Source organism: Pseudarthrobacter sp. YAF2 (assembly GCF_052113345.1).
Classification (GTDB): domain Bacteria; phylum Actinomycetota; class Actinomycetes; order Actinomycetales; family Micrococcaceae; genus Arthrobacter.
Genome location: NZ_JBFRDA010000024.1, coordinates 1 through 23,384, shown reverse-complemented (window position 1 = coordinate 23,384; position 23,384 = coordinate 1). Strand labels below are relative to the sequence as shown.

At 63.1% G+C, this 23,384-nt stretch carries 23 protein-coding genes; 11 read left to right on the top strand and 12 right to left on the bottom strand.

What is annotated here, in order from left to right:
- Nucleotides 1-204: 204 nt before the first annotated feature.
- The 3 genes from AB4Y79_RS20010 to AB4Y79_RS20000 form a co-directional block, all read right to left on the bottom strand.
- Entirely contained in the window at nt 205-660 is a 456-nt protein-coding gene (locus tag AB4Y79_RS20010; protein WP_441865620.1) for a GNAT family N-acetyltransferase, read from the bottom strand.
- A 123-nt stretch (nt 661-783) separates the two neighbouring features.
- Nucleotides 784-1,158 (bottom strand): VOC family protein, encoded by a 375-nt coding sequence (locus tag AB4Y79_RS20005; protein WP_441865617.1) that lies wholly within the window; start codon nt 1,156-1,158, stop codon nt 784-786.
- A 43-nt stretch (nt 1,159-1,201) separates the two neighbouring features.
- On the bottom strand, nt 1,202-1,942 hold the full coding sequence (locus AB4Y79_RS20000; RefSeq protein WP_441865614.1) for a helix-turn-helix transcriptional regulator: 741 nt from the start codon (nt 1,940-1,942) through the stop codon (nt 1,202-1,204).
- Between the two features lie 92 nt (nt 1,943-2,034).
- Here AB4Y79_RS20000 and AB4Y79_RS19995 point away from each other — a divergent pair, with 92 nt between their 5' ends.
- The 5 genes from AB4Y79_RS19995 to AB4Y79_RS19975 all read left to right on the top strand — a co-directional run bounded on the left by AB4Y79_RS19995 (nt 2,035) and on the right by AB4Y79_RS19975 (nt 8,224).
- Nucleotides 2,035-3,204, top strand: coding sequence for an IS30 family transposase (locus AB4Y79_RS19995; RefSeq protein WP_441865611.1), 1,170 nt, complete (start codon nt 2,035-2,037; stop codon nt 3,202-3,204).
- A 69-nt stretch (nt 3,205-3,273) separates the two neighbouring features.
- Complete coding sequence (locus AB4Y79_RS19990; RefSeq protein ID WP_441865609.1) at nt 3,274-3,750, top strand: MepB family protein; 477 nt, start codon at nt 3,274-3,276, stop codon at nt 3,748-3,750.
- A gap of 1,150 nt (nt 3,751-4,900) precedes the next feature.
- Nucleotides 4,901-5,338 (top strand): VOC family protein, encoded by a 438-nt coding sequence (locus AB4Y79_RS19985; protein ID WP_441865607.1) that lies wholly within the window; start codon nt 4,901-4,903, stop codon nt 5,336-5,338.
- Nucleotides 5,339-5,434: 96 nt separating this feature from the next.
- Nucleotides 5,435-6,439 (top strand): DUF808 domain-containing protein, encoded by a 1,005-nt coding sequence (locus AB4Y79_RS19980; RefSeq protein WP_441865605.1) that lies wholly within the window; start codon nt 5,435-5,437, stop codon nt 6,437-6,439.
- Nucleotides 6,440-6,625: 186 nt separating this feature from the next.
- Nucleotides 6,626-8,224, top strand: coding sequence for an ABC-F family ATP-binding cassette domain-containing protein (locus AB4Y79_RS19975; RefSeq protein WP_308930991.1), 1,599 nt, complete (start codon nt 6,626-6,628; stop codon nt 8,222-8,224).
- A gap of 38 nt (nt 8,225-8,262) precedes the next feature.
- On the opposite strand, the gene AB4Y79_RS19970 is transcribed toward AB4Y79_RS19975, so the two are convergent.
- Genes AB4Y79_RS19970 through AB4Y79_RS19960 form a run of 3 tightly spaced genes read right to left on the bottom strand, consistent with a single transcriptional unit; the run spans nt 8,263 to nt 9,833 of the window.
- The gene (locus AB4Y79_RS19970) at nt 8,263-9,141 is read right to left on the bottom strand and encodes an SURF1 family cytochrome oxidase biogenesis protein (protein WP_308930990.1); all 879 of its coding nucleotides are present in this window, start codon (nt 9,139-9,141) and stop codon (nt 8,263-8,265) included.
- On the bottom strand, nt 9,142-9,402 hold the full coding sequence (locus AB4Y79_RS19965) for a hypothetical protein (protein ID WP_441865600.1): 261 nt from the start codon (nt 9,400-9,402) through the stop codon (nt 9,142-9,144).
- Nucleotides 9,399-9,833, bottom strand: a complete 435-nt coding sequence (locus tag AB4Y79_RS19960) for a DUF3099 domain-containing protein (RefSeq protein WP_441865598.1) — start codon at nt 9,831-9,833, stop codon at nt 9,399-9,401. The genes AB4Y79_RS19965 and AB4Y79_RS19960 overlap by 4 nt, the downstream gene beginning before the upstream one ends.
- Nucleotides 9,834-9,986: 153 nt before the next feature.
- On the opposite strand from AB4Y79_RS19960, the gene AB4Y79_RS19955 reads away from it, so the two are divergent.
- Nucleotides 9,987-10,712, top strand: a complete 726-nt coding sequence (locus tag AB4Y79_RS19955; RefSeq protein WP_308930987.1) for a beta-ketoacyl-ACP reductase — start codon at nt 9,987-9,989, stop codon at nt 10,710-10,712.
- Between the two features lie 140 nt (nt 10,713-10,852).
- Nucleotides 10,853-11,605 carry an SDR family oxidoreductase gene (locus AB4Y79_RS19950; protein WP_441865595.1) on the top strand — a complete coding sequence of 251 codons (753 nt, stop codon included), beginning with the start codon at nt 10,853-10,855 and terminating at the stop codon, nt 11,603-11,605.
- Nucleotides 11,606-11,678: 73 nt separating this feature from the next.
- Here the strand turns inward: AB4Y79_RS19950 and serB are convergent, their stop codons facing one another.
- Nucleotides 11,679-12,572 carry a phosphoserine phosphatase SerB gene (gene serB / locus AB4Y79_RS19945; protein ID WP_441865592.1) on the bottom strand — a complete coding sequence of 298 codons (894 nt, stop codon included), beginning with the start codon at nt 12,570-12,572 and terminating at the stop codon, nt 11,679-11,681.
- A 125-nt stretch (nt 12,573-12,697) separates the two neighbouring features.
- Here serB and AB4Y79_RS19940 point away from each other — a divergent pair, with 125 nt between their 5' ends.
- From AB4Y79_RS19940 to AB4Y79_RS19930, 3 genes are read left to right on the top strand one after another with little or no spacing between them, the layout of a single operon-like run.
- Nucleotides 12,698-13,483 (top strand): ABC transporter ATP-binding protein, encoded by a 786-nt coding sequence (locus tag AB4Y79_RS19940; RefSeq protein ID WP_441865588.1) that lies wholly within the window; start codon nt 12,698-12,700, stop codon nt 13,481-13,483.
- A gap of 20 nt (nt 13,484-13,503) precedes the next feature.
- Complete coding sequence (locus AB4Y79_RS19935; RefSeq protein WP_441865585.1) at nt 13,504-14,289, top strand: sulfite exporter TauE/SafE family protein; 786 nt, start codon at nt 13,504-13,506, stop codon at nt 14,287-14,289.
- A 7-nt stretch (nt 14,290-14,296) separates the two neighbouring features.
- Nucleotides 14,297-15,190, top strand: a complete 894-nt coding sequence (locus AB4Y79_RS19930) for a TrmH family RNA methyltransferase (RefSeq protein WP_441865583.1) — start codon at nt 14,297-14,299, stop codon at nt 15,188-15,190.
- A gap of 1,684 nt (nt 15,191-16,874) precedes the next feature.
- On the opposite strand, the gene AB4Y79_RS19925 is transcribed toward AB4Y79_RS19930, so the two are convergent.
- From AB4Y79_RS19925 to AB4Y79_RS19915, 3 genes are read right to left on the bottom strand one after another with little or no spacing between them, the layout of a single operon-like run.
- Nucleotides 16,875-18,284: an aldehyde dehydrogenase family protein gene (locus tag AB4Y79_RS19925; protein ID WP_441865580.1), complete on the bottom strand. Its 1,410-nt coding sequence runs from the start codon at nt 18,282-18,284 to the stop codon at nt 16,875-16,877.
- A gap of 51 nt (nt 18,285-18,335) precedes the next feature.
- Complete coding sequence (locus AB4Y79_RS19920; RefSeq protein ID WP_441865577.1) at nt 18,336-19,631, bottom strand: flavin monoamine oxidase family protein; 1,296 nt, start codon at nt 19,629-19,631, stop codon at nt 18,336-18,338.
- Nucleotides 19,632-19,654: 23 nt separating this feature from the next.
- Nucleotides 19,655-19,990: a cupin domain-containing protein gene (locus AB4Y79_RS19915; RefSeq protein ID WP_441865575.1), complete on the bottom strand. Its 336-nt coding sequence runs from the start codon at nt 19,988-19,990 to the stop codon at nt 19,655-19,657.
- A 385-nt stretch (nt 19,991-20,375) separates the two neighbouring features.
- Between AB4Y79_RS19915 and AB4Y79_RS19910 the strand changes: the two genes are divergently transcribed.
- Nucleotides 20,376-20,969, top strand: coding sequence for a TetR/AcrR family transcriptional regulator (locus tag AB4Y79_RS19910; protein WP_441865572.1), 594 nt, complete (start codon nt 20,376-20,378; stop codon nt 20,967-20,969).
- Between the two features lie 609 nt (nt 20,970-21,578).
- Here AB4Y79_RS19910 and AB4Y79_RS19905 read toward each other — a convergent pair.
- Nucleotides 21,579-23,087, bottom strand: a complete 1,509-nt coding sequence (locus AB4Y79_RS19905) for an NAD-dependent succinate-semialdehyde dehydrogenase (protein WP_441865569.1) — start codon at nt 23,085-23,087, stop codon at nt 21,579-21,581.
- Nucleotides 23,088-23,112: 25 nt separating this feature from the next.
- Nucleotides 23,113-23,384, bottom strand: a 272-nt coding sequence (locus AB4Y79_RS19900; protein ID WP_441865566.1) for an aldolase/citrate lyase family protein, incomplete at its 5' end; no start/stop codon positions are given.

The following is a 23,384-nucleotide window of genomic DNA, read 5'->3' as shown; positions in this document are numbered from 1 at the left end:
ATGACCAAGATTGCCGTGAGATAGACCGCGAGCATCATCAGTCCAATTCCGAGGATTTCGAGAGCACGAAGCTTTGCCGGGGTCAGGTGAGCAGACTACGGCAGCCGGCGTAGAGGCTTGCGGCTGACAGACATCCCCTAATTTTGTGCTTCGATCTTCAACGGGTCTGGAGATCGCGACCGACAGGTGCCGGTAAAGGATCGGTTATCGAGACGCTTGAAAGAGGACCAATTCTGATCGCCCCTCGTCGGCTGTTACCCCACGGATCTCTGCGAACCGGCCGATGGACTGGAAGCCCAGAGTCTCGTGCATTTTGATGGACGCCGTGTTGTATTCGTTCGCGAAGTAGTAAACGGTCGAAGACCGAGACCATGCCCACTCCATTCGCGCGCGGGTGAGAGCAGAACCGATTCCCCGCCGCCGAAAATTCGGAGAGACGACGATACCCCCTAGATAATGGCCGGCAGGTGCTGTGATATCCGGTTCGCTATGGAAATGGGTCTTGGCGATGCCGACGATGTCATCTTGTCTGGCCGCTATCAGTACGACCCGATCGCCTGTCGGGGCCACCATATCTGGTGTCCAGGGCCTGCGGTCACTAGCCTCGCAGATCGCCTCGACATAGCGCAGGTCATCCAGGGTCGCCTCGCGTATCTGCATGCATAGAGTTTACGGAGCAGGCTCAGCTGAGCCTCTTAGGTGCCCGCCCGGTGAGGGATCCTTGGGTTCTCGCGGTGATTGCGCTGCAGATTCGATCTGCCGAGGTCGAAGAGGTGATCGAGCTCAGTTGGCCGGGCGCGAGAACAGGTTGACAAGGTTTCCGTCAGGATCGCGGAACAGCGTCGACCGGTTTCCCCACGGCATGGTGGTCGGTTCGAGCACGACGTCCTCGAGTGCAGCGCGGAGCCGAGCAAAATCAGCGTCAACGTCCGTCACGAGGAACTCGATGATGAGACTGTCATTGCTACCGGGCATCGGAGCGTGGTCGCCAAGCATCGTCACGGTCGCTGTGCTCCCGATCGCGATGACGCCCGTCCCGGTACGGATCTCTGCGAACACGGGTGCTCGCCTCGTGGCGGACGTGCCCGTGACTGTCTCGTAGAAACGGGTGAGCCGCTCCACGTCGTGGGTGATGATGCGGATTGATGCGAAGTCCATGGTTGCTCCAGTCTGTCGGGCCATTTGCCTCGACCCATCCAGCCTAAATTGACGTCCCGACACCGTAGTGTCGGTGTTTAGCGACTTCTCCGCCCGGGCTGACCGCGCGGAGAACCCCGTGGACGATGCCGAGGTCCTCTGGATGCAGTGGACGCCGTGGCGGCTTTTCTCCGGTCGGTTCAGCCGTCGTGATGCGATCGCCACGGAACGCACGAACGCCGTCTCGGAGGCGGCACCAGGCAATCAGGTACCAGTCGCGGCCCTTGCCGATGTAGCCCATAGGTTCGACTTCTCGTGAGGTCACGATGGTGTTCCTGTCGACGTAGGCGATGCGAAGCACCTGCCCAGATCGGAGCGCTTTCGCGAATTCGTCAGGCACTACTGCCGTACGATCCTCGTCGAGGAGATGGATGCGCGTCGCGAGTCCCGCAGTCTCTCTAAGACTTCGATCTTCCATGACGGCAATGACTTTCCGCAGCGCGGAACTCGCCGCGTCACCGAACGGAGACGTCGCCAGCATCCCAAGCGCGATCGTTACCGCGAGAGCTTCGTCGACGGTGAACCCGAGGGGCGCCAGGGTGTGCGCCGTATCTAGACAGTAGCCTCCGGAACGGCCAGGTTCTGCCCAAATAGGGACACCACTCTGTTGCAGCGCCGACAAGTCCCGCTCGATTGTGCGGGCGCTGACACCAAATTTCTCGGCAAGCCATCGGGCACTCCTTGGGCGCGGTGCCACAGCTCGCAGCTCCTCAACGAGTGCATAGAGCCGGTCTGTGCGAGTCACGTCTCGATCCTAATTCCCAGGATGCTGAACCTCCATTTGCAGCGCCCGGTAGAGGATCCTTGGGTTCTCGCGGTGATTGCAACACTTAGCGGATGGGTGTTGTTATGGCGGGGTATTCAATTCATTTGAGGCCTGATCTCTTGCAGGTTTTTTGGGCCGGGATGCAGGCGGGTGATTTCATCACCGATGCCGTGGCTCCGATCAATACGAGCCGGCGTACCGGGCGCAGGGTCTTGCTTGAGGCCGGTGGTGTCAGGCCCCGGCGGGGCCGTGATCTGAAGGGCCGGTGTCTGACCTTCGCCCAGCGGGAGGAGATCGCAATACTGCGTGCCCAGGGTCAATCTCTGCGGCAGATCGGAGCCGTGGTCGGCAGAGCGGCCTCCACGGTTTCCAGGGAGTTGCGGCGTAACTCGGTGGCAGGGATGCCCTACCGGGCGACCTCAGCGCACGCACTGGCGTATGAGCGGGCTTCGCGGCCGAAACCGGCGAAACTGCACACGAACACGGTGTTGCGTGCGAAGGTGGAAGAGGACCTGAAAAAGAAGTTCTCACCCGAGCAGATCGCAGGACGAATCCGGGTTGAGTTCCCCGATGAGCTGGAGATGAGGGTGTCACCCGAGACGATCTACCAGTCCCTTTACGTGCAGTCCCGCGGGGCGCTGAAGCGTGATCTGACCGTGTGTCTGCGTACCGGGCGGGCTATCAGGCAGCCGTGCCGCAAGGCCGGCCAGCGCAAGAACCGGATCCCGGGAATGATCAACATTTCCGAACGTCCCCCCGAAGTTCAGGACCGGGCCGTGCCAGGGCATTGGGAAGGCGATCTAATCATCGGTAAAGGGAATCAGTCCGCGATTGGGACGCTGGTCGAGCGGACCACTAATTACACGATGCTCGTACACCTGCCGGACGGGTACAAGGCCGAGCAGATGCGTGATGCACTGACCGCGAAGATCAAGACACTCCCCGAGTCGCTGCGGCATTCCCTGACCTGGGACCAGGGCATCGAGATGCAGGACTGGAAAACCGTGAAGATCGACACCGGCATCGACATCTACTTCTGCGACCCGCACTCGCCCTGGCAGCGCGGCATCAACGAAAACACCAATGGCCTACTGCGCCAATATTTCCCCAAGGGCACCGACCTGAGCATCCACAGCCCCGCAGACCTCGACTGGGTTGCCCAGGAACTCAACGACCGACCGCGCAAAAGACTAGAGTTCAAGAAACCGATCGAACTGATCGAAAACCTCCTGTTGCAATGACCGCTTGAATCCGCCGATCGTCAACCGGACAGGTTTCAGGCCGGATTCTTGAGCGAATAGGGTTTGAGAGTGAATTTCCACGCATTCAAACGCTTCATCGACCTTGCGCCTGCTCCTGCCGATGCACAGCCTGTCATCCAGGTTGATGAACAGAACAGCGACTACGAATCTGGGGTCGCACTCATCGGGAAGGAGCAGTGGCGAATCCGCACCGCCCAGATCACACCGACGAAGCCGGGCGCCTTCGTCGCGGTCTGGAAGCGCGACGAAGGTGGATCGACCAGGCCCTTCACGGCTGACGAGTCGATGTCTGGACTGCTCGTCTTCGTAGAGGAGCAGGAACGGTTCGGGGTCTTCCGATTCACCACGGCGCAACTGACCTCGCTCGGATACGTCAGCTCCGAGCTGCATCCTGGCAAGCGCGGTTTCCGCGTCTATCCCGCATGGTGCACCGACCTGAATCCTCAAGCGTCACGCACTCAGCGCGCGCAGGGGGCTGCGTTCTCCGATCTTTCTCCGAGTAACGCGGTCGAGGACCTTAACTGAAAGCGATCGTGCCCTTCAACGGCGCCCGTAAGCCGGTGGATCAACGGATGCCGCATGTCCGCTGGGGGATCGGTTTACGGGCCTTGCATCGCCCATTGACAAGTCCTGGTGAAGCAGCGGTTACGCTCACCTTAGGAAGCGTCGGGGTAATGGCGAGTCCTGACTGGCAACGCTAGAGTCCGAGGGTCCGCAACTCGAATGGGTTCGGGACGGACAGGTAGCCGATCTTGACGTTGCTGGAACCTGGAGTCCCGAGCAGGCGGCTCCGCCCCGGCCAGCGGGTCCGAGCGTAGCCGGACGCCGTCGGGCACTGGAATCGACTCGGAGGTCACGCCATCAGTGGAGGGGCGATGTTCCCCACCGATGCCAGGCGCAATCAATACTTCGTGGCTGCGCTGGGGAAACCCCCCGCGGGAGGACAGTCAGACCCATCGTCTATCGCTGGGATTCTGTGGCTGTCGAGGTTGTCGCGCACGGAGATGCGGAATCCTACGCTTGGCTGAAGCGCGCTGATGCTGCGCCCGCTGATTCGGCCCATGCCACGACTCCGCAGCCCGAGCAACGCGTCGATCTCACGGAAGCAGAGCCTCCATTAGAGGGACCTCGAGAGCACTAAGCATCGGGTTTGGATACTGGCAAGGTTGAGCAACGTCGTTAGTCCTCTTTCCCGCTGCGCCCGGCAAGGGATCCCTCACCGAAAGCGTAAGGAAAACGTGACGCCTCTACTATTGTGGCGCCCTTTCCGAGGGCATCCTCTGTGTGCCTGATCGGGAATTGGGGTGCGGTCGAATGGCCGAGAAAATCAGGCTGACATCATTGACCGTTACGCTATTGGCCGTCCTATGTGCCTGCGCAGATCCCGCCACGCCGATGACCGAAGCTCGCCCGGAAGCACTGACCCCTACTGTTTCCGGAATGCCAATCGTGCTTTATACGCACCGCGGGATCGAGGAATTGCGCGTCGACAACACGTTCTTCATTGCCGAAACATCGTTGGATGACGGTCAAGGCAATCCGCCTCCGGGATGGGGGAACCCTTATCAGGCCGGCATCGTGACCGTGTCGGCTTCACAGACGTGTAGGCCCGGCAGCGGGCAACCGACCGGCAATTCGGGTACACCCGAATCGCTCGGCTTGGTAGCGTGGGCCCATGCCCATCAAACTGGAGAACGTTGGCATCGCCGTCAGCGACCTGGAAGCAACGATCGCCTTCTTCACCGACCTCGGACTCACCGTCCTAGGCCGGGATACTGTCAGCGGAGAGTGGGCCGACACCGCTGTGGGCCTCGACGGTAACCACGCAAAAATAGCCCTGCTCCAAACGCCGGACGGCAACGGCCGCCTCGAACTCTTCGAGTACATCCACCTCGATGCGATCCCCACTGACCCCACCTTGCCCAACGAGATCGGCATGCACCGTGTGGCCTTCTCCGTTGACAGCATCGATGATGCCCTCAAGATTGCTGCCAGGCACGGCTGCCACCCCCTGCGCGGGGTGGCCACGTACGGTGACGTCTACAAACTCTCCTACGTCCGTGGCCCCAGCGGGATCATTGTGATGTTCGCCGAGGAACTGCAGGAGGGCTGAGCGTGCGGGCGGGCTGCAATATACTCCGAACATGCCCATCACGCACCCTGCCCTGAATACCCAACGCTCCGATCACATGCTGTGCGGGGGCCGGCTGTGAGCGGCGGCCTGGTCGCCCTGCTGGATGACGTGGCGGCCCTGGCCCGCATTGCGGCCGCCTCGGTGGACGACGTCGCAGCCGGCGCCGCCAAGGCGGGGGCAAAGGCCGCGGGCGTCGTCATCGACGACGCCGCCGTTACCCCGCAGTACGTGTCAGGCGCGGACCCGGCCCGGGAACTGCCCATGATCAAGCGGATCTTCTGGGGTTCCATCCGGAACAAACTCCTGATCATCCTCCCGGCCTTGCTGCTCGTCAGCGCGTTCGTACCCGGAATCATCCCGTTCATCCTCATGCTCGGCGGCTCCTACCTTTGCTACGAAGGCGCAGAGAAGGTCTGGCACAAGTTCCGCGGCGGCCACCACGAGGCAGAGGAAGCGCCGGCTGTTGAGCGCGGCCACGATGCCGAGGCGAAGGTGGTCAAGGGGGCCATCACCACCGACTTCATCCTGTCCTGCGAAATCATGGTCATTTCGATGAACGAGGTAGCAACCGAGTCCATCTGGGTCCGCGCATTCATCCTCGTCCTGGTCGCCTTCGCCATCACGGTGCTGGTGTACGGCGCAGTGGCACTCATCGTCAAGATGGACGATATCGGCCTGCACCTGATGGCCAGGGACTCGGCACGCTCCAAGCGCATCGGTGAACTGCTGGTAAAGGGAATGCCGGCCGTCCTCGCCGCGATCACCCTCGTCGGAACAATCGCCATGCTCTGGGTCGGCGGCCACATCATGCTGCAGGGTGCCCACGATCTCGGATGGCACGCGCCCTACGACCTGGTCCACGCCCTTGAGCACCCGGTGGAAACCGTCCCCGCCGTCGGTGGCCTGCTGGCCTGGACCGTCAACACCCTTTGCTCTGCCGTGCTGGGACTTGCCTGGGGCCTGGCCGTCATGGCCGTCGTGGGCCCGGTGATGAAGTTGCTGCCGTTCGGCAAGTCCAAAGACGGCCCCGAAGAACGAAGCGAGGCTGGCGGCCGGCTGCCGGAGAATCACCAAGGCTGAGTCCTGCCGGAAGTACGGAATGCAGCCTAAACAGGCAGTGGCGGCTGTGGCGAGTGCCCGTTGAAATCGCGGCGGCCCGCTGGACGGTAGACTGGACTGTGCCGTTCTCCGGCCATTTACCGCCCCGCCCAACCACAGACGCCCCGGGCTGCGGCTTATCCCTGTTTGTGAAAGGCCTTACCTGCTGTGATTACTGTCCAGGATCTTGAACTGCGTGCCGGCGCCCGGCTCCTCATGGATCAGGTGAGCTTCCGCATCGACAAAGGGGACAAGATCGGCCTGGTGGGCCGGAACGGAGCCGGCAAGACCACGCTGACGCGCGTGCTTGCAGGGGAGGGTCTGCCGGCTGCCGGCAAAGTCACCCGGAGCGGTGAAATCGGCTACCTGCCCCAGGACCCCCGCACCCCGGACATGGAACAACTGGCCCGGGACCGGATCCTCTCCGCGCGCGGCCTTGATATCGTCGTCGGCAAGCTCCGCAAGGCCCACGACGAAATGGCCAGCGAGGACGCCGATGTCCAGCGGAAGGCCATGAACCGCTACGACCGGCTGGAATCGGAATTCCTGGCCGCCGGCGGATACGCGGCCGAGGCTGAAGCGGCGTCGATCTGTTCCAACCTTGCCCTCCCGGACCGCCTGCTGAACCAGCCGCTGAAGACGCTCTCCGGCGGACAGCGGCGCCGTGTGGAGCTGGCCCGCATCCTGTACTCCGACGCCGAGACGATGCTCCTGGACGAACCCACCAACCACCTCGACGCCGACTCCATCGCCTGGCTCCGTGACTTCCTGAAGAACCACCAGGGCGGCCTGATCGTCATCAGCCACGATACCGACCTGCTCGAAGCCACAGTCAACAAGGTGTTCCTGCTGGACGCCAACCGCGCCCAGATCGACTTCTACAACATGGACTGGAAGCGCTACCTCCAGCAGCGCGAAACGGACGAACGCGCCCGCAAGCGTGAACGGGCCAACGCCGAAAAGAAGGCACAGGTCCTCATGGACCAGGCCAACAAGATGCGGGCCAAAGCAACCAAGGCCGTCGCCGCGCAGAACATGGCCAAGCGTGCCGAACGGCTGCTCAGCGGCCTGGAAGCGGTCCGCGAGCAGGACCGTGTGGCAGCGCTGCGGTTCCCGGATCCGTCGCCCTGCGGCAAGACCCCGCTCACCGCGGACGGACTCAGCAAGTCGTACGGCTCACTGGAAATCTTCACCGATGTGGACCTGGCCATCGACCGCGGCTCCAAGGTGGTCATCCTGGGGCTCAACGGCGCCGGCAAGACCACGCTGCTGCGCATGCTCGCCGGCGTGGACGCGCCAGACACCGGCGAGGTCATCCCCGGCCACGGGCTCAAGGTGGGTTATTACGCCCAGGAGCACGAAACCCTGGACCACGACCGCACCGTGCTCGAGAACATGCGTTCCTCTGCGCCGGACATGAAGGACGCGGAGGTCCGCGGCATCCTGGGCTCGTTCCTGTTCTCCGGAGACGACGTCGACAAGCCCGCCGGCGTGCTCTCCGGCGGCGAGAAGACCCGCCTGGCCCTGGCCACCATCGTGGCCTCGAGCGCAAACGTCCTCCTCCTCGACGAACCCACCAACAACCTGGACCCCGCCAGCCGCGCCGAAATCCTGGGCGCGCTGCGCAACTACACCGGCGCCGTCGTCCTGGTCAGCCACGACGAAGGCGCGGTGGAAGCCCTCAACCCGGAACGCGTCGTCATGCTCCCCGACGGCGTGGAAGACCTCTGGAACGAGGACTACCTGGACCTGATCACCCTGGCTTAGCCTGCCCCGGCGACCGGGCCGGCGTCGTACTCCATGCCCTAGAACCCCTGCGCGTCCAGGAGGGCGTCTTCCTCTTCCTCGGCCGTCGCCTTGGTGCGCTTCCGCGGCGGTGCCGGCCGACGGCGGGCGGCGGGGACAGCGGAATGGACGGCCCCGTCAGCGAACGCCTCCTCATCATCCTCGGCGTCGATCGCGGCGTTGCGCGCCTGCTGCCGCGCCGCATAACCGAAGCCGACGAACATGAGCACACCGAAGGCGAACCACTGCAAGGAGTAGGACAGGTGGGTCCCTTCGTCCGTTGACGGCTTGGGGAACGCGACCGGCATGTCAGCCGCAGCAGGAGTTTCCGAGGCCAGCTGCCCATACGCCCCCGTGAACAGCGGGTAGCCCAGCTGCGATGCATAGGTGGGCAGGTCGATGGACGCCAACTGTCCCGTGGGTGCCCCGCGCTGCAGTTCCGGCTCGCCATGCTTCAAACGCACGACGGCGGTGACCTCACCGGCCGGAGGAGCCGGCACCGAATCCGGACTGCCGGGATTCTTGTTTCCGATGGGCAGCCAGCCGCGGTCGATCACCACGGTTTCACCGCTGTCCAGCCGGAACGGGACAACAACCTCGTAACCGGGTTGGCCGTTGAGGGGCCGGTTCCTCACCACCCGCTGGCCGGCGGCATCGTACGTTCCCTTGAGTTCAACCTGGGTCCATTCCTTGGCCGGGTCCAGCTGGGCGAACTGGTCCTTCGCCTGGGAGAACGGGATGGGCGTTGCCGAGTAGTTGTTGACCACGCGGTTGATTTCAGCCAAGGTCTCGGCGCGGCGGTCCATCTGCCAGCGGCCAAGGAAGACGCACGCCGTGGCAAAGATGGCGGCCAGCAGGAGATAGCCCAGCCACTTGCTGGAGAAGAGGAAACGGTACATTCAGATGTCCTGCTCCAGTGGGCCGGCGTCCGCCTGCAGGGGAAGGGTTTCCTTCCAGAGGCCCCGGGTTTGCAGATAGTCCTCCAGCCATTCCCTATGCTCGGCGCAGGCTAGCCAGGTCTTCCGCCGTTCGGGAGCATGGATCTTGGGGTTGTTCCAGAGGAGTTGCCAGGACGCTTCAGCCCTGCAGGCTTTGCGTGAGCAGAGTGCAGCTGCCTCCGATGCCAGATCCGATCCTGCTGCGAAATCGAAAATGCTCATGGCCCCTGCCGCTCCTCTCCGTGTCCCTGTTCCTCGTCGTCTGTTACCAGTTCACCCTGAAGCACGGCACTTCCTGCTTCTTCATCTTCGGCCGGGGGAGCCGGGCTTTCGAGCTCGGCCAGCGGCGCGGAATCGATCAGCAGGTCACTGTGCCCTTCGGCTTTGTCGTTGCCGTTGGCTATGACCACCGCCACCCAGGGCAGGAAGACCGCACCGGCCACCGCAATGATCTTGAACCAGCCGTCCACCACGAAAATCATGACCAGGCACACCATGCGGATGCCCATCGCCAGGGCGTACTTGATCATCCGCTGGCGCATATCCTCCGAGTGCGCTCCAGCAGCTTCGGTAATGCTGTGTACCTCGGCATCGCCGGAGAACCGGCCCGGTTCTTCGGGCGCGGAATGTCCCGCATGGTTTTCAAGGGTCACGGTGAATAATCACGCTCCAAAGGCTTCCCTCAATTCTCGCACCATCGGCAGTGCTGCCCAAACCCGTACCGGGCCTGCCGCTAAGATCGGAGGCAGCCCAAACCACTCACTGCAACCGCGGCGCAGCCTGCCGCAGAAAACCGGAGCCCCTCTATGACTGAAGCAGTTTCCGCAGCCCGCAGCGTCCTGATCACCGGCGGAAACCGGGGTATCGGCCTGGCCATCGCGCAGGCATTCCTGGCCAACGGCGACAAAGTGGCCGTGACCTACCGCAGCGAATCGCAGCTTCCGGACGGAATCCTCGGCGTCAAGGCCGACGTGACGGATGAGGCCTCCGTGGACGCCGCCTTCAAGGAAGTGGAAGCCGCGCACGGTCCGGTGGAGGTACTGGTGGCCAACGCCGGCATCACCAAGGACACCCTGCTGCTGCGCATGAGCGAGGACGACTTCACCTCTGTCATCGACACCAACCTGACCGGTGCGTTCCGCGTCATCAAGCGCGCGTCCAAGGGAATGATCCGGCTCCGCAAAGGCCGCGTTGTCCTGATTTCCTCGGTGTCCGGCCTCTACGGCGCTCCCGGGCAGATCAACTACTCCGCATCCAAGGCGGGCCTGGTGGGCGTCGCCAGGTCCCTCACCCGCGAACTTGGCTCACGCGGAATCACCGCCAACGTTGTGGCCCCCGGCTTCATCAACACTGACATGACCGCCGAACTCCCCGAAGCCACCCAGAAGGACTACCTGGCCAGCATTCCCGCCGGCCGCTTCGCCGAAGCCTCCGAAGTTGCCAATGTGGTCCGCTGGATCGCCAGCGACGAAGCCGCCTACATCTCCGGAGCTGTCATCCCGGTGGACGGCGGCCTGGGCATGGGACACTGACTGGTCCTGCCCACGGCCCTGCAGTGCACTAGCCCGGTGGCCCTTATTTGTCGACGTCGGACAAAGGCATTGGGAACAGCCGCTGGCATGATGGACTGCAGGCCACAACGATTTGGATGTTTCGAACAAAGGAAGCTCGTATGGGACTGCTGGACAACAAGACGGCCATCGTCACCGGATCATCGCGGGGCATCGGCGCCGACGTAGCCAAGATCCTCGCCTCGGAAGGCGCCGCCGTCGTCGTAAATTACCGCCAGAAGGCGCCCCGCGCCAACAAAGTGGTGCAGGGAATCGAGGCTGACGGCGGCCGTGCGGTAGCCGTCGGCGCCGACCTCACCACACAGGAAGGCGTGCAGGCGCTGGCCAGCGCAGCCATGGAGAATTTCGGGTCCCTGGACATCCTGGTCCTGAATGCCTCCGGCGGCATGGAAACGGGGATGGGGGAGGACTACGCGCTCAAGCTGAACCGTGACGCGCAGGTCAACATGCTCAATGCCGCAGTGCCCCTGATGCAGGAAGGCTCCCGCGTGGTGTTCGTCACCAGCCACCAGGCCCACTTCATCAACACCGTGCCCACCATGGAAGCCTACGAGCCCGTGGCCCGCAGCAAGCGCGCCGGTGAGGACGCCCTGCGCGAGCTGATCCCCAACCTCGCGGAGAAGGGGATCTCCTTGGTGGTGGTCTCCGGCGACATGATCGAGGGCACCGTCACCGCCACGCTCCTGGACCGCTCCACGCCAGGTGCCATCGAGGCGCGCCGCGCCGAAGCCGGGAAGCTGTACTCAGTGGAGGAATTCGCCCAGGTTGTGGCCGGCATGGCAACGGCCGACGTCGAGTCCGGCCACACCGAGTACGCCGGCGGCGCGGACTACTTCGGCAAGGGCGCCCAGTAACCGTCAGGTGCTGCACCCCTTAACCAACTGATGGGCCCCGCCAAGCGGGGCCCATCAGTTGGTTAACAGTGTCTCAGACGCCAGCGACGTAGCGGACGGCGTCCAGGTAGGGCATGTTCACTGCGGCGTCCGCTACCGCCCTCACGGCCGGCTTGGCGTTGAAGGCCACCCCGATGCCGGCGGCGCCGAGCATGTCCAGGTCATTGGCGCCGTCGCCCACGGCCACGGTGTGTTCAAGGGCGATACCCTCAGCCGCGGCCCATTCGCGCAGGTACTTCTCCTTCGCAGCCCGGTCCACCACCGCGCCGAGCACCTTCCCGGTCAGCGCGCCGTCCACGATCTCCAGTTCGTTGGCCTGCCAGTAGTCCAGGCCAAGGTCCGCGGCGATCGGCGCGAGGATCTGGTTGAAGCCGCCGGATACCACGGCCACCACGTGGCCTGCGGCCTTGAACGCGGCCACCAGCTCGGCGGCGCCTTCGCTGAGTTTCACTTCGTGGCGGACGGAATGGACGACGTCGGCCGGCAGCCCCGCGAGGACGGCCACCCGGGCGTGGAGGGACTGGGCGAAGTCCAGTTCCCCGCGCATGGCGGCTTCGGTCACGGCGGCCACTTCCTCCCGCTTGCCGGCGTAGGCGGCCAGGAGCTCGATGACCTCCTGCTGGATCAGGGTGGAATCGACGTCCATGATCAGCAGCTTCCGCTCGGCGGCGCGCAGGCTTGCCGGCACCAGTGCGGTGTCAAAACCCTCGATCGCGGACTCCGCCACTGCCCGCCGCAGGGCCGCAAGCCCGGCTGCCGTGGCGTCGGGAAGGGTGAGTTCGGCCACGGACACCTGGTAGCGGCCATCACCCAGCCCAGTCTCGGACAGCACCTCGGCGCCCTGCGAGGCAAGGACGGAACGCAGCTGCTCCAGCCCGTTGGAGGTCAAATTTTGGCCATAGCTGACCGCAGTCACGTTCGAAGTCATGCCTGCAATCTTATCGAGCGGCACCGGGGTACCCTGAATTCATTGCGCGCCCGCCCTCCAGGGGCTCCGGGGGAGCTTCACACCGGTTATCAGTCATCATCTTTTTTGTCCTAGTGTCTATTCCTATGAGTGATGTTCTGGAACTGGACTCCGTCAGCGTTGTCCGAGGTAAGAAAACCCTGCTGGACAAGGTTGACTGGCAGGTCAACGAGGGCGAACGGTGGGTCATCCTAGGCCCCAACGGTGCCGGTAAAACCACTCTCCTCCAGATTGCGGCAGCCCGTCTCCACCCCAGCAGCGGCACCGCAGGCATCCTTGACGAAGTCCTGGGCCGGGTGGACGTTTTCGAGCTCCGGCCTCGCATTGGCCTTTCCTCGGCAGCCCTTGCAACCCATATCCCCGAGCATGAGAACGTCCTCAACGTGGTGGTCACCGCGGCGTATGGTGTCACCGGCCGCTGGCGGGAAGGGTATGAACGCGACGACGAACGGCGCGCCTTCCGGCTCTTGAACGACTGGGGCATGGGACCGCTGCTCAACCGGACTTTCGCCACCCTGTCCGAGGGGGAGCGGAAGCGCGTCCAGATCGCCCGCGCCCTGATGACGGATCCCGAGCTGCTCCTGCTGGATGAGCCCGGCGCCGGGCTGGACCTCGGCGGCCGCGAAGAACTGGTCCACAAGCTTGCCGAGCTTGCCCGCGACGAGGCAGCTCCGGCCATGGTCCTGGTCACCCACCATCTTGAAGAAGTCCCCCCCGGGTTCACGCACGCCATGCTGCTGCGGGACGGTGGCGTGGTGGCCGCCGGGCCCATCACCGAGGTCCTGACCGAAGAACACCTGAGCACCACTTTCGGCCTTCCCCTGGACGTGTCTGAAAACGCAGGCCGTTACACCGCAACAGCGCGCCGCTAGAACACGCCTGACTCACCGTTTTGGAATTCTTCAGCAGCACCGTTGTGTTCATTGCCGGCCTGTGGGCCGGCACCATCAATGCAGTAGTTGGCTCCGGGACTCTTGTCACCTTCCCTGTCCTCATCGCCCTGGGGGTGGCCCCGGTCGTGGCCTCCATGAGCAACGCCATGGGACTCGTGGCGGGTACCGCTGCGGGTGCGTTCGGCTACCGCAGGGAGCTCGCAGGCCGGGGCCGCCAGGTGCTCCGCCTCCTGCCGGCGTCGGTCCTCGGCGGCATCACCGGGGCCTGGCTGCTGCTCCACCTGCCCGAACAGGTCTTCCACTACGTCGCACCCGTGCTCCTGGTACTGGCGCTGCTGATGGTGGTCTTCCAGCCCAGGCTCCAGGACTGGGTCCGCAACCGCGAGGCCAATCCGGAGCACGCCGTACGGGACAAGCGCCACGGGTTCCTCCTGGTGGTGCTGGTGTATTTGGCCGGCGTGTACGGCGGATATTTTGTTGCCGCACAGGGAATCCTGCTGGTGGGCATCCTCGGGGTGTTCCTCACCGGGACCATCCAGAACGCCAACGCCATGAAAAACATCCTGGTTCTCGGCGTCAACATGGTGGCCGCCGTCTCCTACCTGGTCTTCGCCTTTGACCGGATCAACTGGCTGGTGGTGCTGCTGATCGCCATTAGTTCCACCATCGGCGGCCTGATGGGATCCAAGGTTGGCCGGAAGCTCTCGCCGCGCGTCCTCCGGGCGGTCATCTTCAGCCTGGGCATCGTTGCCCTGGGCGTCATGATCGCCAACCTGCTGAAATAATCACCCGGTGACCTTCCACTACCTCGAATCCGCCGATGACCCGCGCGTCAGCGACTACACCACGCTGACCGACGTCCACCTGCGCAAGCTCCGCGAGCCGGCCGAGGGGATGTACATCGCCGAATCGTCGCGGGTCCTGCGCCGGGCCCTGGCGGCCGGCCACCAGCCCCGGTCCTTCTTCCTGGCAGAGAAGTGGATGGCGGACCTTGACGACGTCTTCCGGGACTACCCTGACGTTCCCGTCTATATTGGCTCGGCTGCGTTGCTGGAGGAAATCACCGGCTTCCACCTGCACCGCGGGGCGATGGCGGCGATGCAGCGGCCCGCCCCGGTGCCACTGCCGGAACTCCTCGCCGGTGCGCGCCGCGTGGCCGTGTTGGAGGACATCGTGGACCACACCAAGGTCAGTGCTTCCAAAGTGCAAGGGCAGGAAACCGCTCAGCTACGAGGACGATCACGGATCGCGGTACTTGAGAACCTTGCCGATCACACGAACGTTGGGGCGATTTTCCGGAGCGCCGCAGCCATCGGCGTCGATGCTGTCCTGGTCTCGCCACAGTGCGCCGACCCGCTGTACCGACGTTCCATCCGCGTCTCGATGGGCACGGTGTTTCAGGTCCCGTGGACGCGGATCGAGTCTTGGCCTGGGGACCTTGAGGTACTCAAGGAAGCGGGCTATTTCGTGGCCGGTATGTCGCTCGGTGAAGGTGCCATCACGCTTGATGAGCTGGTAGCGCAGGACCATCAGAACCTCGCGCTGGTCTTCGGCACCGAGGGTGAAGGATTGAGGCCTGAGACCGATCAGGCGCTCGACGCGCGCGTAACAATTCCGATGATGAACGGTGTCGACTCGCTCAACGTCGCTGCCTCGTCGGCTGTTGCGTTTTACGCGACCAGGTAGCGGCTGAGCGTGACTGCAACCATCTGACCGCGGTGTCAGAGGCAGGTACTAGGCCAGAATATTCTGATTTCCGGGGCGAACCGCGAGTCAGAGTACTATTTGCCACCCACCGCCCCCACCGGGCACCTGCAGGGTGTGGCATGAGCGGGCGAGCGCTGAGCCTCAACGGCTACCTAATTGATGTCGGGGCCGGCATCCAGCAGACCCTGCCGGGCTTCCATGGTCCTGGGCCTGCCGGGCTCTGCGCTCAAGGAGGCGCAGGAGGGCATCACCTGCTCGTCGTCGGCCCTCCGGGTCTATGTCCTTAACCGTGTATGCGTGAGGCAACCGAGCGATGGCCGATTTGCCGTCAAACCTGGGCAGTATTCATCGCGCGGATGCAGCGCCTCCCCGAGCCTGGCTCCGAGCTGCTGCCCGGGTTCGTCGTGGGCGACGTGCGAGCGGTGAACGCGGACCTCGACGCTGCCGTGAGGGCCAGAGGACCTAAGCCATCTCACCGCAGTCTCCAGTCTTCAGATGGTCCTGAACTCAATCAGCCCTGGGCCTCGGCCCGACCTTCCGCACGTCTGCATCGACCCCCAGGGTCTTCGCCCCCACGTGTCAGGTTGAGTTCCATGACCCACCCGTAACCTTGTCAGGAAAGAATGAATGGACTCTGTTGTGACAGGACCCGGGTGGGGCGCCGACGTCAGGTTGGGTGTAGCTCAAGCTAACTGCAGACACCGACTGCATCGAGCAAGAGCTGCAGCCGGGATCCGAGGGCTCCGGTTCGAGGAGACATCGGGGCAATAGAGGCAGGACGAGTGGGTTCTCATCGCACTATCAACCAGACGTTGGTCTCACGAACTCGCGGCGTGGATGCATCGCTGCCGAGCGCAGCGAGGGCACCGGCCCCAGGGCAGAATAACCATCGACAAGGGGCAGCCAAACCAAAAAAGGCCAGCGCAGGCGCGAGAGTGGGCGCTGAGAGGACCAAGAGTGGGGCCGCCCGGTGAGGAGGCGACCCGAGTCTCCTCACTAGAGCCTCCAGCCCTGATAACCGCCCCCGCATGAATGATCGGCGGGTGTCTTTTCAGGTCATGCTGTTGGTCTGCAACTCGTTTGGGTCGCTTCGTCTTTCTTGGACTTTCCCACACAGGACGTCTTGATGGACTTCAGCGGTGTAGTTGCGCGGAAAGACTTGGGTAACGAGAATGCCCTGCCTGCGTTCTAGAGCTGCTGGGATCAGTCGCTGTACTGCCTGCTCCAAAAGCCGACACAGATTATGTGGATCATCGACAAAAATGGCCAAGCGAAATTCGGAGTGGGTTTGGACTAAGGGCTGAAGCACTGGTGACCTTTCGAAGACTGGAAAATCGAGATAATTTCTTGGGAACAATGTGTGCTCATCGGGTAAGAGGAGTGTCTGCGCACTATGACGCAAGGTAGCCATCTGTCGTTGGGCCGGTGACCGTTGGTTGCGGTTCCTGGTGCGGTCGATCTTATGCAGGTAAATACCGTGCAGTTCTGGCGTCCATTTCGCACATTGAACTACCGACACGGAAGGCCCCGCGCCGCTAGTTGTCGACGTGCTCGGTCGGCTTCAGCTGGCATACATTGCAACCGCTCGATCGTCTTCCCGTTCCAACAAGAAGCAAGGGGCACTGCACGCGGCTGCATGTAGTGCCCCTTTTTTGGAATGGTTTTAGCCGTTGATGACCTGGGGGATGCCGAGGGCTTTGAGGCCTTCGACACCGAATTCGAGGCCGTAGCCGGATTGCTTGGCTCCACCGAAGGGGATGCGGGGGTCTACGACGCCGTGTTTGTTGATCCATACGGAGCCGGCCTGGATGCGGGCTGCGACTTCGCGGGCGGCGGGCAGGTCCGAGGACCAGACCGAGGCGCCCAGTCCAACGTCCAGGGCGTTGGCCATTTCGACGGCCTCGTCCACGGTGCTGTATTTGATGATCGGCAGTGCGGGGCCGAACTGTTCCTCGGCGACGAGAGGGTTGTCGTTGTCGATGTCCGCGACCAGGGTGGTGGGGTAGAAGTAGCCGGGCTGGTTGGTGTCGGGGTTGCCCCCGAGCAGCACGCGTGCCCCGGATTCCTTGGCTGCGTCCACGAGGTTGGCCACGATGTCGTACTGGGACTTGTTCTGCAGCGGACCCAGGACGTTGTTTTCGTCCAGGCCGTTGCCCATCGGCATCGCCGCGGCAACGGCGGTGAGTTCTTCGCACACGGCGTCGTAGATGTCTTCGTGCACGTAGAGGCGCTTCAGGGCCGCGCAGGTTTGGCCGGTGTTGATGAAGGCGCCCCAGAAGAGGTCCTGGGCGATGGCCTTGGGATCGGCGTCGGGCAGGACGATGCCGGCGTCGTTTCCGCCGAGTTCGAGGGTTAGCCGCTTGACGGTGTCCGCGGAGGATTTGATGATGGCCTTCCCGGCGGCGGTGGAGCCGGTGAACATGATCTTTCCGATGGCGGGGTGGTTGGTCAGACGGGCGCCGACCTCCCGGCCGCAGGAGACCACCGAGAGCAGGCCGTCGGGGAGTTCTTCGTTGATGACCTTGATCAGGGCAAGGACACTCAGCGGGGTGTTGCCCGAGGGCTTGACGACCGCGGCGTTGCCCATGCGCAGGGCGGGGGCGATCTGCCAGATCGTGATCATCATCGGCCAGTTCCACGGTCCGATGGCGCCGACAACGCCGATGGGCTTGTAGTGCAGTTCGGCCCGGGTTTCACCGTCATCGACGATGGTTTCCGGCTCCAGGCGGATGGTCGCCGCGGCCCGAAGCCATGCAGCACAGGCGCCGACTTCGAAACGGGCGTTGGGCCCGTTCAGCGGCTTGCCCTGCTCCCGGGAAAGCAACTGGGCAAGTTCCTCAGCGCTGCGTTCAACCGCGTCCGCGGCCCGAAGGAGCGCAGCGGACCGGCCCTCATGTCCCAGCGCAGCCCATGCTGGCTGCGCCGCGACAGCAGCGGCAACAACCCGCTCCAGGTACTCAAGATCATGCAGGGGCGCCTCACCTACCGGCTCACCCGTAGCAGGGTTCAGGATGGTCTTCGTGGGGCCGGACGCGGGGGTAATGGACGCCAAAAGCGCATCATACGATTCCATGGGTACTCCTTAAGGGGCCAGAACCTGAACGGCTAGCCCTGTAGTTTCTTTCTAAAAGGTCAGAACGTCGTGGACGGTGCGTGAAGCTGTAAGACCGCTCTCGATGGCGCCGTCAATGAAGCCGCCCCAACCGTTGGCGTAGTCTGCCCCAGCGAGGAAAATCCGCCCTTCCGGGCGCTGCATTTCTTCAAGGTTCTCTGAGAGATACCCTGTGTAATGCATCGGCCATGTGGACTTTGCATATTCGTCCTCAACCCAGGAATGGCCGGCGATTTCCAGGACTTCAATTCCGGGAACCAGCCGTTCGAGGATGGCCTGGACAGCTGCTGTGTCTTCAACAGAGACGGCCGTGCCGTCAGGACCGAAGGCCACCAGAGTCGTGGAATCTTCGTCGAAGTATTCGGATTGGACAAAGTTGAGCGGCCAGTCCTCTCCGCCGAAGGCGACGAAGCGGTCCCATTTGCCTTTGACTTTGATCCACAGCTTGGCGCCGAGTCCGGCCTGGCCGCGGGACGCGGCAGCTTGTTTGCTTTCCGAGAGGGCGGGTGAAAATTCGATCGAGTTCAGGGCATTTAGTGGCAGGGTGACGATCACAGCCTTGGCGTCGTATGTGGTTCCGTCATCCGTCGTGACGGTGACGCCCCCTTCGTGATGGTCGATCCTTTTGACCACGCAATTGAGTTCCACTTCCGCTTTGCTGTCAGTCAGCATGGCCTCGGCAAGAGCGGAAGTTCCGCCTTGGATTTTGTATGTAGCGCACGCTTCGAACATCAGCATCCAGTCACCGCTGGCAGCAGAGCACCACCTCAAGGCCTGCGTGAAAGCAGCTTCCTCGATGCGGCCGTTGAAATTCAAGGACCAGAACGTGCGCAGCAACTGTCGCGTTTCTTCGTCCAATCCGAGTTGGTCGATGCGGGTTGAGACGCTCTCGTGGTCCACGCCTTTGACGGCCGGATTGCTTAGAGGCTGATAGGGAAGGGGTATGAGTTCCCGTGCCTGCCCCAGCAGCAACTTGTTTGGTTCGTCGAGAATTTCCAGGATCTTCTCGGCCGGACCCTGATGACGCTGCCCATCTGCCCACCAGTAGGCCGTCTGAAACTCAGGTCCGGGGACGACTCCGATGCCGTAACGGGACATTTCAGCCCAGACATGCGGCTGCACCCAGTGGACCCAGGTCCCACCGAGTTCGAGGTTGCGTCCCATCCTGTTGTCGAGCCAGGTTCGGCCGGCAATGCGGTCACGGGCTTCCAGGATCCGTACGCTGTGTCCTTTCGCTGTCAGTTCCCGGGCAGCTGTCAGGCCGGCGAAGCCGGCGCCTATGACGATGACGTCGTTGTCGGTGGTCATGATCGTTTTATTCTTTCCGGTGATTAGCTGTAGACGAAGAATTCGATGGTTGGCTCAATGACCGTCCAACGGGTCTTAGCGCCTTTGGAGAAGGACGCCATGGAACCCGCAACAAGGTTGAGGGTTTCACCGTCCAGCACCTCGATCCGAAGGTGCCCGGAGACGATGTAAATGGTCTCGTCTTCTTCGCTGGTCAAGTCGAAGGGTTCGGGAGCGTCGTCGGGGGTGACCGACCAGACGCCGGAGGCAAGGGCCTCGTTGCCGCCGTCGCCGTTGCGGCGCAGCCACTGAACTTGACCGACCTCGAACGGTTCATAACTGGCTGCGTTGTGGTGGCCGTGGAAGACGTTTGCGTTCATGGGTTCTCCTAGGGGAATTGATTCGGGTTACTGGTGGGTTGGAGCAGAGTCGTCAGTGCCAGCAGACGACCAGAACCGGCGTGGGGGAGGGGGTCATGGCTGGCCGGCCTGCCCCGGACGGCGAGGGAGCTCTGCCAGTGCAGGGTCTTATTGAGTTGTGTGCACTCCGGCGCCGGTGCCGCGATGGCAGCTGAGGTGGAAGCAGCCATCTGAGCAACCTTTCAAAGGAAAAAAACGATGGCGTCTAGGACGCGGAGGCTGTGAAGTGGAACACGTATAGACAACTATGCACCTGCTTAGTTTTTTCGTCAAGTCTTACTTCGAGTGAAGTGAGACTGACACGAACCGTCCGCCTGCGGGAAGTCTGAACCACTAAACTCAGCACATGATGGATTTTGCACATAGCGGATATGGGACAGGCCGGGAAGCGCTGCTCGCGGCCACCGTACACGTAGTGGCCCGCAAAGGATTGCGTGGTATGACCTATCGCGCAGTTGCTGAGGTTGCAGGTGTCAATAACACTCTGGTGGCCCACCACTTCGGCACGCGGGACGCCCTGATCGAGGCTGCGCTGCAGTGGTCAGTAGCTCAGTCAATAGGTTTGTCGGGGCTGCAAAACCTGCCTGCTGGCGAGGACGACTTCTGCCGCAGCATCATGGCTTTGATTCGTGACAACCCGGACATGCAGACGTTCCAGTACGAGATGATTCTGGAGGCCAGACGACGGCCGGAACTTGCCGGTGCCGTCAAGAACCTTTATGAAAGTTACATTTCCACGCTTGCCGCCGGGCTGGACAGCCTTGGATTCTCCTCTGAACCTGGATTAGCGCAGGCTGCCTTCGCTGCCCTCGACGGGCTGGTACTCCAACTTATCGCCGGCGTGGACGAGCAGGCAGTTGAACGCGCCATTCGCACGCTGTGGGGCATTCTGGCCCAGCCCGCTAATACCCGGACTCTGACGCCCCTTCCGTCTCAGTAGGTTTAGACCTCTACTGCAAGGAAACAATCGACGACAGCCCGTCGCCCAAAGTGCTGCTTCTTCAGCAACGCGATCCTGCATGTGTGCTCTTGAGCTTAAGAAACTGCTTCTGCGAAGCTCGATGGCGCATACATCCGGCATGCATTACCACCGCCGAATCGTCCAGATCAGTCAGCGCCCGCCGGGACACGCCAAACGTAGGCGCTTTCCGAGCGGGTAAATAATCTCCGTCCGGCGCCTCCCGCCAAGTGCACCCAGAGGATTGCCCCGTCCGCTGTCACAGCATCAACCCGCCCAGACAATTCCGCACCGCTCTCCTGAACGATAGAGACCTCTTCTCCTGCTGCCAGGATTGTCCAGTCGCGAACGTACTCAGCGTAATTTGGGGGTAAGAAATTCAACTGTTGATCCTCCGCTTTAGCCTGTACGGGGGACTTCAACAGTGGTCGGCCACGGGCCATGTAGTCCTCCAATTGTTCTTGCGTCGTTGTCTGTCGGGGACGACGCAGTAGCTTGCCGACAGGCCGGCACTTGTGGCTTCGTTCATGGGGACGAGCCAGCCGCCCGTCCCCATGAACCCTCACCCAGGCAGCGGCCTCGTCGCCTGAATCAGCGTGCGTAGGGGTCCGCGATGCCGATGTATTGGGTGGTGGTGTATTCGGCGATGCCTTCGGTGCCGCCTTCGCGGCCGAGTCCGGACTGCTTGACCCCGCCGAAGGGGGCTGCGGCGTTGGAGATGACGCCGGCGTTGAAGCCGACCATGCCGAATTCGATCTGCTCGGCCACGCGCAGGAGGCGGTTGAAGTCGCGGCTGTAGACGTAGGAAGCCAGGCCGTACTCGCTGGCATTAGCCAGGCGGATCGCATCCGCCTCTGTGGCGAAGGTTGTCACCGGGGCGACGGGTCCGAAGATTTCCTGACCCAGGATCGCGGCACCGTTTGGCACGTTGCCCAGCACCGTTGGCTGGTAGAAGTAGCCGGGCCCGTCAACAGGTCCGCCGCCGGTCACGGCAACGGCCCCGGCGTCGACGGCGGCACTTACCAGTGCGTGGACGTCGTCGCGGGCTCCGGCGTCAATAAGCGGACCTACTTGAGTGGTGGGCTCTGTGCCCCTACCGGTGGTCAGAGCGGCCATGGCGCTAGCGAACTTTTCGGTGAACTCTGCAACTACGGATTCCTGGACCAGGAACCGGTTGGCTGCGGTGCAGGCTTCGCCCATGTTCCGCATCTTGGCTGCCATGGCCCCCTCAACTGCTCGGTCCAGGTCCGCGTCCTCAAAGACGATGAACGGCGCGTTCCCGCCCAGCTCCATCGAGGTCCGCAGCACATTCTGCGCCGCGTCTGCCATAAGCCGCTTACCCACCGGGGTGGAGCCGGTGAAGGAAACCTTCCGCAGCCGGGAGTCCTTCAGCAGCGGCCCGGAGATCCCGGAAGCGCTGGAGGAGGATACGACGTTAAGGACGCCGGCGGGAAGCCCGGCCTCCATCATCGTCTGTGCGAACAACTGGGACGTTAGTGGTGTCAGCTTCGCGGGCTTGAGGACCATGGTGCAACCGGCCGCGACGGCGGGTGCGACCTTGCGGGTGGCCATCGCCAGCGGGAAGTTCCAGGGGGTGATGAGCAGACACGGTCCCACCGGTTTGTGCTGGACCAGGATCTTGTTCTTCCCTTCCGGGGAGGTGAGGTAGCGGCCGTAGTCCCTGACGGTTTCTTCCGAGAACCAGCGCAGGAACTCCGCCCCGTAGGCGACCTCGCCGCGGGCTTCAGCCAACGGCTTGCCCATTTCCAAGGTCATCAGCAGGGCAAAGTCCTCGGCACGCGCAGTGACCAGGTCGAAGCCCCGTCGCAGGATCTCTGCCCGCACCCGGGGTGGGGTCCGCGCCCACGAAGCTTGCACGGCGTCTGCGGCGTCGAGCGCAGCAACCGCATCTTCACTGGTCGCCGAGGCCAGGGTGGCAATCACCTTGCCGGTGGCGGGATCGTGCACGTCGAACGTACCGCCGTCAGAAGCCTCACGCCACTGCCCGCCAATCAACAGGCCGGTCGGCACGGAAGCAAGCAGCGCCGCTTCAAGCTGAGGCGAGGCGGACGAGGTGATCGCAGCAGATGTAGCAGTCATAAGAAGAGTCCTAAAAGAGTGTGTTTCAGTAGCTGGCGGGGGTGCCGCCGTGGGATGGCTGGATGCCGCTGGCCTTGGTGTATTGGACGGCGAGGGCTTCTGAGGAGCGGGCCAGGAGGGCGACGTCGGCGCCCACCAGGATGAAGTTGGCGCCGTTCGCGAGGTAGTGCTGGGCGGTGTCCGGGTTGAAGGCGTTGACGCCGGCGGGCTTGCCGGCCGCTTTGGCGGCGGACAGGCAGTGTTCGACGGCGGCGCGCACTTCGGGGTGTTCCTGCTGTCCCAGCAGGCCCATGGACG